Source organism: Pseudomonas sp. BF-R-01, assembly GCF_019946615.1.
Classification (GTDB): Bacteria; Pseudomonadota; Gammaproteobacteria; order Pseudomonadales; family Pseudomonadaceae; genus Aquipseudomonas; species Aquipseudomonas migulae.
On the sequence record NZ_JAGYFX010000135.1, the window covers coordinates 1 to 13864 of the forward strand.

The 13864-nt window shown below is 60.7% G+C and carries 13 protein-coding genes; 6 read left to right on the top strand and 7 right to left on the bottom strand.

Annotated elements, in window-relative coordinates; all coding sequences use genetic code 11:
- Window positions 1-99 precede the first annotated feature (99 nt).
- Complete coding sequence (locus tag KGB27_RS28535) at window positions 100-1440, top strand: sensor histidine kinase (protein ID WP_223557204.1); 1341 nt, start codon at window positions 100-102, stop codon at window positions 1438-1440.
- A 48-nt stretch (window positions 1441-1488) separates the two neighbouring features.
- Here KGB27_RS28535 and KGB27_RS28540 read toward each other — a convergent pair whose 3' ends face one another.
- Window positions 1489-2055 carry an NAD(P)H nitroreductase gene (locus KGB27_RS28540; RefSeq protein WP_223557205.1) on the bottom strand — a complete coding sequence of 189 codons (567 nt, stop codon included), beginning with the start codon at window positions 2053-2055 and terminating at the stop codon, window positions 1489-1491.
- Between the two features lie 122 nt (window positions 2056-2177).
- Here KGB27_RS28540 and KGB27_RS28545 point away from each other — a divergent pair, with 122 nt between their 5' ends.
- Window positions 2178-3632, top strand: a complete 1455-nt coding sequence (locus KGB27_RS28545) for a TrkH family potassium uptake protein (protein WP_008030441.1) — start codon at window positions 2178-2180, stop codon at window positions 3630-3632.
- Here KGB27_RS28545 and KGB27_RS28550 read toward each other — a convergent pair.
- On the bottom strand, window positions 3589-4650 hold the full coding sequence (locus KGB27_RS28550; RefSeq protein WP_081500230.1) for an AraC family transcriptional regulator: 1062 nt from the start codon (window positions 4648-4650) through the stop codon (window positions 3589-3591). The genes KGB27_RS28545 and KGB27_RS28550 overlap by 44 nt on opposite strands.
- Window positions 4651-4810: 160 nt before the next feature.
- Between KGB27_RS28550 and KGB27_RS28555 the strand changes: the two genes are divergently transcribed.
- Both KGB27_RS28555 and KGB27_RS28560 read left to right on the top strand, forming a co-directional pair.
- Complete coding sequence (locus KGB27_RS28555) at window positions 4811-5122, top strand: DUF962 domain-containing protein (protein WP_008030437.1); 312 nt, start codon at window positions 4811-4813, stop codon at window positions 5120-5122.
- A gap of 37 nt (window positions 5123-5159) precedes the next feature.
- The gene (locus tag KGB27_RS28560) at window positions 5160-5750 is read left to right on the top strand and encodes an HD domain-containing protein (protein ID WP_008030435.1); all 591 of its coding nucleotides are present in this window, start codon (window positions 5160-5162) and stop codon (window positions 5748-5750) included.
- Between the two features lie 106 nt (window positions 5751-5856).
- Here KGB27_RS28560 and KGB27_RS28565 read toward each other — a convergent pair whose 3' ends face one another.
- Window positions 5857-6672 (bottom strand): UDP-2,3-diacylglucosamine diphosphatase, encoded by an 816-nt coding sequence (locus KGB27_RS28565; RefSeq protein WP_223557206.1) that lies wholly within the window; start codon window positions 6670-6672, stop codon window positions 5857-5859.
- Between the two features lie 135 nt (window positions 6673-6807).
- On the opposite strand from KGB27_RS28565, the gene KGB27_RS28570 reads away from it, so the two are divergent.
- Both KGB27_RS28570 and KGB27_RS28575 read left to right on the top strand, forming a co-directional pair.
- Window positions 6808-7566 (top strand): helix-turn-helix transcriptional regulator, encoded by a 759-nt coding sequence (locus KGB27_RS28570; protein ID WP_008030432.1) that lies wholly within the window; start codon window positions 6808-6810, stop codon window positions 7564-7566.
- 78 nt (window positions 7567-7644) lie between these two features.
- Complete coding sequence (locus KGB27_RS28575) at window positions 7645-8538, top strand: DMT family transporter (RefSeq protein ID WP_008043640.1); 894 nt, start codon at window positions 7645-7647, stop codon at window positions 8536-8538.
- On the opposite strand, the gene KGB27_RS28580 is transcribed toward KGB27_RS28575, so the two are convergent.
- The 4 genes from KGB27_RS28580 to recQ all read right to left on the bottom strand — a co-directional run bounded on the left by KGB27_RS28580 (window position 8532) and on the right by recQ (window position 13373).
- On the bottom strand, window positions 8532-8819 hold the full coding sequence (locus tag KGB27_RS28580; RefSeq protein WP_008030428.1) for a SelT/SelW/SelH family protein: 288 nt from the start codon (window positions 8817-8819) through the stop codon (window positions 8532-8534). The two genes, KGB27_RS28575 and KGB27_RS28580, sit on opposite strands and share 7 nt — an antisense overlap.
- Before the next feature lie 45 nt (window positions 8820-8864).
- Window positions 8865-10553 (bottom strand): FimV/HubP family polar landmark protein, encoded by a 1689-nt coding sequence (locus tag KGB27_RS28585; RefSeq protein WP_223557207.1) that lies wholly within the window; start codon window positions 10551-10553, stop codon window positions 8865-8867.
- Between the two features lie 128 nt (window positions 10554-10681).
- Window positions 10682-11116: a MarR family transcriptional regulator gene (locus KGB27_RS28590; RefSeq protein WP_008030423.1), complete on the bottom strand. Its 435-nt coding sequence runs from the start codon at window positions 11114-11116 to the stop codon at window positions 10682-10684.
- A gap of 130 nt (window positions 11117-11246) precedes the next feature.
- Entirely contained in the window at window positions 11247-13373 is a 2127-nt protein-coding gene (recQ, locus tag KGB27_RS28595) for a DNA helicase RecQ (RefSeq protein WP_008043638.1), read from the bottom strand.
- Window positions 13374-13864: the final 491 nt, after the last annotated feature.

A 13864-nucleotide genomic window follows, 5' to 3' on the forward strand; every position in this document is an offset into this window, starting at 1 on the left:
CGCGATGGCGGTGTATCAGACCAAGTTACTTTGACTGACACACCGCCATCGCGAGCAGGCTCGCTCCCACATGGAATTCAGTCAGCTTGAGGATTTTCTGTGCGCTCATTGTTCTGGCGTATCCTGGCCAGCTTCTGGCTGGCCATCGCTCTGGTGGCAGGGTTGTCCATTCTGCTCGGGCACATGCTCAACCAGGACGCGTGGATTCTCAGTCGCCACCCGGGCCTCAACACCTTGCCTGAAGAATGGACGCAAACCTACGAAGCCCAGGGCGAAGAAGCCGCCCAGGACATTCTCGAACAGCGCAAACGCCAGTATCACATCGACGTTCAGGTGCTCAACGAAAGCGGTGACCCGCTCGTTCGCGGTACCTTTCCGCGCCGCGCCGCCGCCTTCGAAGCACGGCAGAACAACGATGACCGACGCCTGCCGTGGCGGCGTCTGACCGCCGAGTACACCAGTGAAAAAACCGGCGACACCTACCTGCTGATTTATCGTATTCCGCACCCGGAGCTGGACTCATGGCACCGCGAAAGCCTGCTCTGGCCACTGAGTGCGCTGGGCATCGCGCTCGTGGTGCTGACCCTGTTCAGCCTGTTCGTGACCCTGTCCATCACCCGCCCGCTAAGCCGCTTGCGCGGCGCGGTACATGATCTGGGGCAAACCACCTATCAACAGAACAGCCTGGTGAAACTGGCCAACCGTCGCGATGAGTTCGGCGTGCTCGCCAACGATTTCAACCGCATGGGCTCACGGCTGCAAAGCCTGATCGGCAGTCAGCGCCAATTGCTGCGCGATGTGTCCCACGAATTGCGCTCACCGCTTGCCCGGTTGCGCATAGCGCTGGCACTGGCCGAACGGGCCAACCCCGAAGAACGGGAAAAACTCTGGCCGCGCCTGACCCGCGAGTGCGACCGCCTCGAAGCGCTGATCAGCGAGATCCTGGTACTGGCGCGGGTCGATGCCGACAACGCCAGCGCAGAAGACGTTGATCTGAATGCGCTGCTCAACTCGCTGCAAAAGGATGCGCAACTGGGTTCGCCGGAGCAGAACGTTCGCCTCGACGCGGAACCGCAACTGAATCTCAAAGGCTGGCCGACGATGATCGAGCGCGCCGTGGACAACCTGCTGCGCAACGCCCAGCGCTTCAACCCGGTGGGGCAATCGATTGAAATGCAGGCAGTGCGTCAGGGTGAGCGGATTGTGGTGAGCGTGCGTGACCATGGGCCGGGGGTCGACACCGAGCATTTGAGCCAGTTGGGTGAGCCGTTTTATCGAGCGCCGGGGCAGACAGCCGCCGGGCATGGCTTGGGGTTGGCCATTGCACGCCGGGCGGCGGAGCGGCATGGCGGGAGTCTGGTGTTGGCCAATCATCCGGATGGCGGGTTCATTGCCAGTCTGGAATTACCGTTAGTACCCGGAGCCCTGGTCCAACCGTAATCCCCCTGTAGGAGCGAGCAGGCTCGCTCCCACAGTTGATTGGTGGTGTCAGGCTTTGCCGGGCCAGGCGCTGACGAATTCAGCCAGATCGACTTTCTCTGCAACACGCGGTTCTTTCAGCGGCGTGCCCAGGTACAGGAAAGCAATCACCTCTTCCCCTTCAGCCAACCCCAAGCCCTTGGCCACATGCGCCGAATACGCCAACTCACCGGTGCGCCAGACTGCGCCAATACCTTGCGCATAGGCTGCCAGCAGAATCCCGTGCGCCGCACAGCCGGCCGCCAGCAACTGCTCGGACTTCGGATACTTGACGTGATCCTGCAACCGCGCGACCACCACAACCACCAACGGTGCGCGCAGCGGACCATTGCGGGCCTTGTCCAGCACCGCTTCGGACGCTTCGCTGTCCTGCAGTTTCGCGGCTTCGGCCAGCAACTCGCCCATCTGCTCGCGCGCTGTGCCTTCGACTGTCAGGAAGCGCCAAGGCTGCAAGTGGCCGTGGTCCGGCGCACGCATCGCGGCGTTAAACAGCACTTCGCGCTGCTCGGCGGTAGGGGCCGGGTCGATCAGTCGTGGAACGGAAACACGGTTGAGCAAAGCGTCGAGAGCCTGCATCGGCCACCTCCTGAAAAAAATGTCCGGCTATTCTAGCTGCAAGTGCCACGGGGATGCCGGTTTACATGCCCTGCCCCACGGGTAGAATGGCGCCCTTCCTACTTTCAGCCCGAGCGGACTTCATGGCGTTGCCGACCTTACGTCTCATTGGTTTCATCATCGGCCTCTTCCTGATCACGCTGGCGATCGCCATGGTCGTGCCCATGGCCACCCTGTTGATTTTCGATCGCACCGGCGATCTGCCGTCGTTCCTCTGGGCCAGCATGATCACCTTTGTCGCCGGCCTGGCGCTGGTGATCCCCGGCCGCCCCGAGCACGTGCACTTGCGCCCGCGGGACATGTACCTGCTGACCGTCAGCAGCTGGCTGGTGGTGTGCATCTTTGCGGCGCTGCCATTCCTGCTGACCCAGCACATCAGCTACACCGACTCATTCTTCGAAAGCATGTCCGGGATTACGGCCACCGGCTCAACGGTACTCAACCACCTCGATGACATGTCCCCCGGCATCCTGATGTGGCGCTCGTTGCTGCACTGGATCGGTGGCATCGGCTTTATCGGCATGGCCGTCGCGATTCTGCCGTTGCTGCGTATCGGTGGCATGCGGCTGTTTCAGACCGAGTCGTCGGACCGTTCCGAAAAAGTCATGCCCCGTTCGCACATGGTGGCGCGTTTGATCGTAGCAGCCTACGTCGGCATCACCATTTTCGGCAGCCTGGCGTTCTGGTGGGCCGGGATGAGCCCGTTCGATGCGATCAACCACGCGATGTCGGCGATTTCCACCGGCGGTTTCTCCACGTCCGACCAGTCACTGGCCAAATGGACGCAACCGGCGGTGCACTGGGTGGCGATTGTCATCATGATTCTCGGCAGCCTGCCGTTCACCCTGTACGTGGCAACGTTGCGTGGCAACCGCAAGGCGCTGATCAAGGATGAACAGGTTCAAGGTTTGCTCGGCATGTTGCTGGTGACGTGGCTGGTGCTCACCACCTGGTACTGGTGGACCACTCAGTTGCATTGGCTGGATGCACTACGGCATGTGGCGCTGAACGTGACGTCGGTGGTGACCACCACCGGTTTCGCACTCGGGGACTACAGCCTGTGGGGCAACTTCTCGCTGATGCTGTTCTTTTATCTGGGCTTTGTCGGCGGCTGCTCGGGATCGACTGCAGGCGGGATCAAGATTTTCCGTTTCCAGGTCGCCTACATTCTGCTCAAGGCCAACCTTAACCAGTTGATTCACCCGCGCGCGGTGATCAAACAGAAGTACAACGGCCATCGCCTCGATGAAGAGATCGTGCGTTCGATCCTGACCTTTTCGTTCTTCTTCACCATTACCATCTGTGTGATCGCCCTGCTGCTGTCGCTGCTCGGCGTCGACTGGATGACCGCGCTGACTGGCGCCGCCAGCACCGTTTCCGGGGTAGGCCCGGGACTGGGCGAAACCATTGGCCCGGCGGGCAACTTCGCCACCCTTCCGGATGCCGCCAAGTGGATTCTGTCGTTCGGCATGCTGCTCGGCCGACTGGAGATCATTACGGTATTTGTTCTGTGTATTCCGGCGTTCTGGCGTCACTGACCTGGTTCGGCGCATCCATCAGCCGCACCCGGTACTCGCCGGGGGTGGCATCGAACCAGCGTCGGAAGGCGCGGAAGAAATTGCTCGGATCGGCGAACCCCAACAGGTAGGCAATTTCCAGCAGGGTCATGCTCGGTTGCGCCAGATACTGCTCGGCCAGTTCGCGCCGGGTGTCATCGAGCAGCGTCTGAAAACTCGTGCCCTCCTCCTGCAAGCGTCGCTGCAACGTCCGTTGCGACAAGTGCAGCGTCTGCGCCACGGTATCGCGCTTGGGCTCGCCCTGAGGCAGTAAACGGCACAACACCTGACGGGCCTTGTGGGTCACGCGGCTTTCGGAAAAGCGCGCCAGGTATTCCCCGGCAAAGCGGTCATGCAGCAGCGCCATGGCCTCGTTGGCGGTTGGCAGCGGTGCTTCCATGTCGGCGCGCTCGAAAATCAGCGCGTCATAAGGCGCGTTGAACACCAGCGGCGCATGGAAGGCTTGTTTATACGGTTCGAGATCGACGGGCTGTTCGCCCTGCACCAACACCTTGCGCGGTTGCAGGGTGCGCCCGGTCAGCCAGCCGCACAGCGCCAGCGCGCAGGCCAGCGAGGCTTCGGCACTTTGTCGGGTCGGCGGCAGATGGTCGCCGTGGACCGTCAGAATCAGGGCATACCCCTCATCCAGCAGACGGAAACTCAGGTCGGCACTTTCGGCGATGATCCGCTGATAACGCACCAGGCGCTGAAAGCCTTCGGCCAGGGTCTGACTGGACATCAAGGCGTACCCAGCCACGTGGAATGACGCCGGTCGCACGACCTTGCCCATGTTCAGGCCAATCGCCGGGTTACCGGACAGCTCGACCGCGCGCTGCCACAGGCGTGTCATGGAATCTTGCGGGAAGCGCGCATCCGGATCGTCCAGTGACGCGTAGTCGAGCCCCAGCTGCTTGAACAGAACCCGGCAATCCAGGCCGTCCATCTCCAGTGCTTTGACAATCCCCATCGCCCAACTTGCAGAAGTCGTTCGTTCGCTCATGGCGTCTACTTACATGATGAGCCGCATGCTACGGCCAATTTCCGAAGGATACTAAAGTGGCGCCCATTGTCACTGGCTGATGCCAATGATCACTCTAGACTCAAATAAGCTACCCGCAGAACAACTTGCAGTCAGAACAATAACCACAGAGATCGCAGTCGTGGAAAACATCAGACGTTTCAACAGCTTCGCTGAGTTTTACCCGTATTACCTCAGCGAACACAGCAACAGTACCTGCCGACGATTGCACTTTATTGGCACGACGCTGGTTATTTGCATTCTGGCGCTGACCATCGGCAAAGGTGCCTGGTCGATGCTGCTGGCCATTCCGCTGGCGGGCTACAGCTTCGCCTGGGTCGGGCATTTCTTCTTTGAAAAGAATCGTCCTGCAACCTTTCAACATCCGTTTTACAGCCTGCTCGGCGATTTTGTGATGTTTCGCGACATGATTCTGGGCCGCGTACCGTTCTAGGCGCAGCCGCTATAGAAAAGCAAAGAGAGACTAGCCGATGAATGCCAATGCCCGCTTCACCCACATGCAGGACGGCACGCAGGAAGACTGGGCGATCATCGCCGCCGACTTCAGTGCCTACGCGAGGCAATTACCACAACGGATCATGGCGCACCTGAAACTGCTGGAGGGTGATTTTGGCGGGTTCCCGGTGGATCGCCTGACCCACTCCCTGCAAACCGCCAGCCGCGCCTGGCGCGATGGCCGCGACGAAGAGTACGTGGTGTGCGCCCTGCTTCACGACATCGGTGACACGTTGGGCTCCTACAACCACCCGGACATCGCGGCGGCGATCCTCAAGCCATTTGTCAGCGCCGAGAATGTGTGGATGGTGGAGAAACACGGGATTTTCCAGGGGTACTACTTTTTCCATCACTTGGGGATGGACCGGCATTTGCGCGAGCAATTCAGCGGGCATCCGCAGTATCAGGCGACCATCGAGTTTTGCGCGAAGTATGATGCGGCGGCGTTTGATCCCGAGTATGAAACGTTACCGCTGAGCTTCTTCGAGCCGATGATGGAGCGGTTGTTTGCTCATCCGAAGAACTCGATTTACAGGGCGGCGATGCAAGAACACGCGCCGGCCTGACAGATTTGCGGTGTCAGGACTGGCCTCATCGCGGGCAAGCCTCGCTCCTACAGGCTTGCGCTGGCCCTGTAGGAGCGAGGCTTGCCCGCGAAGGCGTCTGACCTGCCTACGCGGGTTCGGCGACTTTGATGGCCTTCAACTCCGCCTCCCGCGCCTGGGCATCCGCCAACCGGTACAACTCGATCGTGCCATCCCAATGTTCGATCAGCGCCGTACACGACTCCACCCAATCCCCGCAATTGAGGTAATCCACCTCGCCGACCTTGCGAATCTCGGCATGGTGAATGTGCCCGCACACCACGCCGTGCAATTCGCGTTTGACGCATTCGTGGGCGATGGCTTCTTCGAAGTCGCTGATGAAGCTGACCGCGGTTTTCACTTTGTGCTTGAGGTACGCCGACAGCGACCAGTAACCGTAGCCATACCGGGCACGCCAATGGTTGAGCCAGCGGTTGAGGGTCAGGGTGAATTCGTAAGCCGAGTCGCCGAGGAACGCCAGCCAGCGGTGATAGCGGGTAATCACGTCAAACTGGTCGCCGTGGATCACCAGCAAATGACGGCCGTCGGCGGTCACGTGCACGGCTTCGTCCACCAACTGGATGTTGCCCAGAATCAGCTTCGAGTAACGGCGCAGGAATTCGTCGTGGTTGCCGGTGACATAAATCACCTCGGTGCCGCGCTTGCTCATGGTCAACAAACGACGGATCACGTTGGTGTGCGCCTGGGGCCAGTACATGCCGCCGCGCAGCTTCCAGCCATCGATGATGTCGCCGACCAGGTAGATCTTGTCCGCGTGGTAGCCCTTGAGAAACTGCGACAAGTGCTCGGCCTGGCAATCCCGGGTGCCCAGATGCACATCGGAAATCCACAAGGTCCGCACACGTTGCTTACGACTGGGTTTGGCGAGCTCGGCGCTGGTCATGGGCAACCCTCTGCGATTGTTTGCGTAAGCTTGCGCCGGTCGGGTTAATTGCCCATGACAGGGACAAGTCAGTCCTGTGACAACGCACATGAACGCCCTCGGTGTAGACTGACGGCCTTAATCGGGAGACCTGCGATGAGACCGATCCTCACGCTGCGCCAATACACTCACGACCTGATCGTCCACAGCCACGACCACGCGCAACTGGTGTTCGGGTTGTCGGGGGCGCTGGATTTCGAAGTCGACGGGCATGGCAGCCAGGTGGTTCAGCAGAGTTTCGTGGTCGTCCCGTCCGGCTTCCATCATGCGTGCGGCAGCGCCAATGGCAGCCGCTGCCTGGTGCTGGACGTGCCGAGCGATCAATGGGTGGTTCAGTCCCTTGGCGAGCACGCCGATGCCAGCCGCCGCTTGCTCGACAACGCCGGGCGCCTGCCGCTGGATGCCGGGCAAAGCCAATTGGTCAGTTGGCTGGCGGGCAGTCAGGTCAGCGACCCGCTGATCGCGCAACAAGGCGCGGTACTGTTGCTGGCCAGCCTCAACAACGCCAAAAGCGAAGGGGTGGGCGGTCGGCGTCTGCCGTACGCCGCCTTGAATGCGCACATCGATCAATACGCGGCCTATCCGTTGCAAGTGGCCGATCTGGCGCGCATTGCCGGGCTGTCCAGCGCTCGGCTGCATGCGCGATTTGTCGCTGAATGCGGGCAGACGCCGATGGACTACATCCGCAGCCGTCGCTTGCACATGGCCGTGAGTATGTTGCGCGATTCAGCATTGCCCGTTGGCGAGATTGCGAGTCGGGTCGGCTACAGCTCTCAAAGTGCATTTTCAGCGGCGGTGCTGCGGGAGTTTGGTGTCTCACCCGGCAAATTGCGGCGCGAGGCTGGCGACAAATGATGCGAGCCTGACGACAGACAGGCATACCGACAGCCCTCTAGACTGCACCTCTGTTGGTTATGTTTATCAAGGATCGCAATGACTCCCCGTACCGCCCTGGGCGCACTGCATATCGGCGCATTGATGTTTGGCCTGACCGGTGTGTTCGGCAAACTCGCCGCCGCCTCCCCCGCCGTTATCGTCTTCGGTCGTGCGGCCTTTGCCGTGCTCGCCCTGGCCCTTTTCGCACGGTTCGCCAGCCACACCCGCTGGCAAAAACTCGACGCCGTGGACTGGCGCCGATTGCTGCTCAGCGGTTTGTTGCTGGCCGGACACTGGGTGAGTTTCTTCATTGCGGTAAAGGTGGCGGGCGTGGCGATCGCGACCCTCGGTTTCGCCAGTTTCCCGGCGTTCACCGTGATCCTGGAAGGGTTGATCTTCCGTGAGCGAATTCGCGCCAACGAGATCCTGCTGGTGGTGCTGGTGAGTGTCGGGTTGGTGCTGGTCACGCCGGACTTCGATCTGGCCAGCGGCGCCACCACCGGCCTGTTGTGGGCGGTAGGTTCTGGCTTGCTGTTCGCGTTGCTGTCGCTGACCAACCGCGCCAGTTCCGGGAGAATTCCGCCGGTACAGGCTGCGCTGTGTCAGAACGTAGTGGTCGCGTTGTGTTTGCTGCCGGTGGCGGCACCGCAACTGAGCGAAGTGCGCACCATTGACTGGCTGTGGATCGGCCTGCTGGGAATATTCTGTACCGGCGTCGCTCACAGTCTGTTCGTCGCCAGCCTCGCGGTGATCAAGGCACGAACCGCCGCCGTGGTGTTTGCGCTGGAGCCGGTGTACGGCATCACCATGGCGTGGTTGCTGTTCAATGAAAACCCGACGCTGCGCATGCTGATCGGCGGCGCGTTGATCATCGTCGCGATTGTCGTGTCCAGCAGGCTCTCCGGCGGTTCAAGCAAGAAAGCGGTTGCTGCCGAAGCCGCGTCTCACTGAGTGCGGTCGTTGTGTCCCAGGTCGCGGTCCGGATCAATCTGATCGCGGACCCGCTGCTTGAGTACCTTGGCCTCCGGAAAACCGCCGTCAGCCTTGCGCTCCCAGATCTGCACATCGTTACAGAAAATGTGAAACACGCCACCGGTGCCCGGCACCAGCGACACCTTGCCCAAATCGTCGCCAAAGGTACTGAGCAGTTCTTGCGCCAACCACGCCGCACGCAACAGCCATTGGCATTGCGTGCAGTAAGTGATGACGATTTCCGGTTTATGCGCGGTCATGACGGGCGAAACTCCTGAGCCAAGGGGCACCGCCATGATAGAGCGTCAGCGGATACCGGCCAACAACGTCCGCGCAGTCTGTTTGAGTGGCTCATCACCGTCCTTGAGCAACTCGTTCAGCAGCTCGATGGCGCTGTCCAGATCGCCGTCATCGATGCAGGTCTGAGCCTGTTCCAGTTTGCCTGCGTTGCTCGGTTCCACCGGTTCCGGTCTCAGCGGTACAAGCTCAAGCGACTGACCTGCATCGGCGAATTCGTTGAGAAAATCGTCGTCCAGAGACTGTGAATCCGGTTCGGCGATCCATTCCAGCTCGGGCTCGCCCAGGGTCGGCTCTTCGGGTTTGGGCGATTCGTCCGAGGGTTTAGGGTTTTCGAATGGACTGACCAGGTCCCAACTCGAATCCATCGACAGGTCCTCCAGGTTCAACTGGAACTCATCGCCCGGCGCTGCTTCGGATTTTACCGGTGTCGTGATAACGCTGGTCGCAGCCTCGGGCACCGCGCTGTTCAGTTTCGGGTAGCGGGCACGGATTTCCTGAAGTTGCCGGGAATCGAACCCCGCGTCTCGCAAGCTGCTCTCCTGCGCATCATAGGCTGGCACATCCCCTTGTTTACCGAGGACTTCCAGCAGTTGCACCGCCAGATCCGTGCGCTGTGGTTCCTTGACCAGGGCTTCTCGCAACAATGCCGCCGCTTCGGAAAAACGCCCATACGTCAGGTAAATGCCCACACCCTCCAGCACATCGCCAGACGGCGTCTCTTCGTGATGGACAGGGACGGCCCTCACAGTTGGCGCTACGGTTCGATCAAGCACCGGTTCATGCCGCGACGGTAAAACCGGGAGATCTTCGGGCAATGCCTGTATCTGCTGTCGTTGCCGACGAACAATCAGCCCCATCAACAGCAACAGCAACGCCAGCAACCCGATAATCAGCGGCCAGTTGAACGCCCCGGGCTCTTGTGCCACGACCGGGGCCGGCACCACTGCTTGCGGCGTGACCGGCGATGCTTGCTGGACCTCCGCCAGGCGGGTTTGCAATTCGGTGATCTGTTTTTTTTGGCCGGCGATCTGTTCGTCTTGAGCCTGCAGCTTCGCATTCAACTCATCGACGGTTTTTTGCAGTTGCTGATTTTGCTGCACGCTGGCAGCCAGCTGTTCTGCGACAGGATCAATCACCGGTACAGCGGCCGGTGGCTCAACCTTCGCCTGGGCGGTTTTCTTCGCTACGGGTGGAGGCGCAACGGCAGGTGTAACGCTCGGGAATGGAGAGTTCGGTGAACTGGCGGCGGGTTCGTCAGTGACCGGAGTAATCCCCGGCGTTCCCGGAGGATCGATCAGCACGGTGTACTCGCGCAGCACACGGCCGTTCGGCTGGTTCAGTTGCACAAGAAAATTCAGGAAGGGTTCGTTGACCGCTTTGTTGGAGCTCACCCGGATCAGGCTGCGATTGCCCCGCAGGATCGGCGTGAACTTCAGGTCATTGAGAAAGAAAAGCCGTTCGACACCGGCACGGCTGAACTCGTCTGCCGTCGCCAGGCTGACCGACAGCTCGCCCTCCTCCAGACCGGCGGCATCCACCAGGGCGATGTCGGCACGCAACGGTTGATTGAGCGCCGAATGCAGTGTGATCTCACCCAGGCCCAGTGCAGGCGCCAATGCCGAGTAGCTGACAAACCCACCGGCCAGCAGCAGCCTGGCGCAACACCGCAATACAACGTGCCAACTCTCAAGCATGAGCATCCCTTAGATAACCAAAACCAACCAGTGCGTGTTCGCACATCCGTTACGAACACGATATTGCCTGGTAGTTCTTTATAGTCTGCCCAACGGGGTATCTCAAAAAGCCGGCGCTTGCTTATGCCTCAAGATTTTTCCAGGTTGGCCAGTATGTGCCCGTGGACTCGCATGCAGACCTTCAAATCCGCCTCATCGACGCCGTCGAACAGCTCGTGGCGCAGTTGAGTGGCAATGGTTTCAATTTGTTCGATCAGGGGAAGGGCCGGTGCACAGAGGACGATTTTTTTCGCCCGGCGATCTTCGAGCACTGCCTGGCGCTGAACCAGGCCCTGGCTTTCCAGGCTGTCGAGCAGTCGTGCCAGGGTGGGCCCTTCGACGCCGACGCTTTGCGCCAACTCACGTTGGGTCGGGGCGTCGTCAAAACGCGCGAGGTGCAGCAGCACCAGCCAGCGCGCCTGAGACAAACCCAGGCCGGCCAGACGGCGGTCCAGTTCGGCACGCCAGCCGCGCGACATCTGGGCCAGTTGCATGCCAAAGCGGTGTTGATCGGTTAACGGCATAAAACACTCATGGTTAGACTGAAATAGAGAAAAACTAATTATTAGTCAGCTAAGCATGACCCTTGGCTTGAGGCAAGGTTTGCTCTGTACTGAATCGTTACATCAATACAACCGTTTCAGGATTTGAGCGTCAGATCTCGAATTCCGATTGCAGTGCGGCACGTACGCAGTACAAAACACCTTCCGGCACACGACCGGCGAACAGCGCAGCAATCTCCGCCACCGGCGGCAACTCACCCTCGCCGTCGAGGAACGCGTCCTGCACTTCCCCCATCAAGTCTTCGGGCAGATCCAGCGCCTGTTCCAGCGACAACTGCTGCTTGCCAATGGCCTCGGCGAGCATGGTGTAGACATTCTTTTCCGAACATTGCAGCTGACCGGCGATTTGCAGCGGCGTCATGCCGGCCCGCGCGAGCGTTATCAATTCGTGGCGCACGTCGGCCACCACTTTTGGTGCCTCGACCTGACCGCCGAGAACTTCGAGGAAGGCCTCGCCGTAACGCTCCAGTTTGCGCGCACCGACACCGCTGACCGTGGCCATTTCCGACAGCGAGGTCGGCTGGCTGCGGAGCATTTCCAGCAAGGTCGAGTCGGGGAAGATGACGTACGGCGGCACCCCATGTTCCTCGGCGAGCTTGCGGCGCAAGGCGCGCAAGGCTTCCCACTGTTCGCGTTCTTCGCCGCGAACCAGCTGGCTCGCCTGGCTCTTGCTGCTTTTCGCCGTGGTTTGCGGCTTGAGGTCGCGACGCAGCTCCAGGGTCACTTCGCCCTTGAGCAGCGGTCGGCAGGTGTCACTCAGGCGCAGGCCGCCATAGCCTTCGAGATCGATGTCGGCCAGACCGCGAGCCACCAATTGGCGAAACAGTGAGCGCCACTCACTCTCGCCCATCGCCTTGCCGACACCGTATACCGACAGGTGCTGATGACCAAAGCTGCGGACCTTTTCGTTGTCCTTGCCCAGCAACACATCCACCAGATGGCCGACGCCGTAACGCTGGCCGGTGCGATAAATCGCCGAGAGCGCCTGACGGGCCGGTTCGGTAGCGTCCCAGGTCTGCACGCCGTCAACGCAGTTGTCGCAGTGACCGCAGGGCTCGGGCATGTCTTCGTCGAAGTAGGCCAGCAAGGTTTGACGACGGCAGCGGGTTTCTTCGCAGAGCGAGAGCATGGCATCAAGCTTGTGATGCTCCAGACGCTTGTGGCGCTCGTCACCTTCGGAGTTCTGCAACATCTGCTTGAGCATCACCACGTCTTGCAGGCCGTAAGCCATCCAGGCATCCGCCGGCAGACCGTCACGGCCGCCGCGACCGGTTTCCTGATAGTAAGCCTCAAGGGATTTCGGCAAATCGAGGTGAGCAACAAAACGTACGTTGGGTTTGTCGATGCCCATGCCGAACGCCACGGTGGCAACCATGATCAGGCCTTCCTCGTTGAGGAAGCGCTTCTGGTGCAGCGCTCGTGTTTCGTTAGGCAGGCCGGCGTGGTACGGCAGCGCCGGGAAACCCTGCTCGCTGAGGAACACCGCCACTTCATCGACTTTCTTGCGTGACAGGCAATAGACAATGCCGGCATCGCTGCGCCGCTCCGCGAGGAACGCCAACAACTGTTTGCGCGGCTGCTCCTTGGGCACGATGCGGTAAAAAATGTTCGGGCGGTCGAAACTGGAGAGGAAGCGCTCGGCATCCTGCAGGTGCAAACGATCGACGATTTCTTCGCGAGTACGCTTGTCCGCCGTCGCGGTCAGGGCGATGCGTGGAACATTGGGAAACAGTTCCGCCAACTGGCCCAGTTGCAGATACTCGCGGCGGAAGTCGTGGCCCCATTGGGACACGCAGTGGGCTTCGTCGATGGCGAACAGGGCAATTTCAAGGCTTTGCAGGAAGGCCAGCATGCGTGGCTGGACCAGACGTTCCGGCGCGAGGTAGAGCATCTTCACTTCACCGCGCTTGATCCGCGCAGCGAGATCGCGCTGCTGCTCGGCGCTTAGCGTGGAGTTCAACGCAGCGGCAGCGACGCCCAATTCTTCGAGGGTCGCGACCTGGTCGTCCATCAGCGCGATCAGCGGCGACACCACCACCGCCAGCCCTTCGCGCAGCAGCGCCGGCACCTGGAAGCACAGGGATTTACCGCCACCGGTAGGCATCAGCACCAGGGCGTCGCCGCCACTGGCCACGCGCTCAATGATTGCACCCTGACGGCCACGGAAACTGTCGTAGCCGAAGATGTCCTTGAGGACGCGTTGAGCCTGTTCGAGCATAAAAACTCCAAAAATCACCGAAACATCCCTGCAAGGCTGGTTCAGAACCACGCGGGCTGCACTGACAAATCGTAAGTGCGCATTGCATGACGCTTCACATTTCAGCCGCGACGCCAGCAGGGCATCACAAAGCGCGGGAGTATACCCGAGGGTTTCCTTGCAAAGGGCGCCGCTTAGAAGAGGATGATGTGTACATATCCGTTTCTGCGGTAACGGCTGCTATTGGTTTCGCCCTTACGGCGAGTTACTTGGAAAAGCCCCAAGTAACCAAGCGCTCTTGCCCCTTTCGTTCGGCCCTTCGCCAAGGCTCAGGGTCCCCTCGCTCCGGTCCTGCTCCGTGGGCCCGCCGCCATCGGCCATCCATGGCCGGGGGCGGCTAACCCGGCATCCATGCCGGGTTGCCCACTGCGCAGAACCTGCGCTCGGCCTCTCGAGGGGGCGACTACCGCCACAGCCGCCGAGGCGGCCTGAAAGCCGACCTGGCTCTTTGG

What these genes read in the sequence shown, in the direction of transcription:
- KGB27_RS28540 (WP_223557205.1), bottom strand. Translation starts at nt 2,055, where the DNA reads ATGCAGGCTCTCGACGCTTTGCTCAACCGTGTTTCCGTTCCACGACTG.
- KGB27_RS28545 (WP_008030441.1), top strand. Translation starts at nt 2,178, where the DNA reads ATGGCGTTGCCGACCTTACGTCTCATTGGTTTCATCATCGGCCTCTTC.
- KGB27_RS28550 (WP_081500230.1), bottom strand. Translation starts at nt 4,650, where the DNA reads ATGAGCGAACGAACGACTTCTGCAAGTTGGGCGATGGGGATTGTCAAA.
- KGB27_RS28560 (WP_008030435.1), top strand. Translation starts at nt 5,160, where the DNA reads ATGAATGCCAATGCCCGCTTCACCCACATGCAGGACGGCACGCAGGAA.
- KGB27_RS28565 (WP_223557206.1), bottom strand. Translation starts at nt 6,672, where the DNA reads ATGACCAGCGCCGAGCTCGCCAAACCCAGTCGTAAGCAACGTGTGCGG.
- KGB27_RS28570 (WP_008030432.1), top strand. Translation starts at nt 6,808, where the DNA reads ATGAGACCGATCCTCACGCTGCGCCAATACACTCACGACCTGATCGTC.
- KGB27_RS28575 (WP_008043640.1), top strand. Translation starts at nt 7,645, where the DNA reads ATGACTCCCCGTACCGCCCTGGGCGCACTGCATATCGGCGCATTGATG.
- KGB27_RS28580 (WP_008030428.1), bottom strand. Translation starts at nt 8,819, where the DNA reads ATGACCGCGCATAAACCGGAAATCGTCATCACTTACTGCACGCAATGC.
- KGB27_RS28585 (WP_223557207.1), bottom strand. Translation starts at nt 10,553, where the DNA reads ATGCTTGAGAGTTGGCACGTTGTATTGCGGTGTTGCGCCAGGCTGCTG.
- KGB27_RS28590 (WP_008030423.1), bottom strand. Translation starts at nt 11,116, where the DNA reads ATGCCGTTAACCGATCAACACCGCTTTGGCATGCAACTGGCCCAGATG.
- recQ (WP_008043638.1), bottom strand. Translation starts at nt 13,373, where the DNA reads ATGCTCGAACAGGCTCAACGCGTCCTCAAGGACATCTTCGGCTACGAC.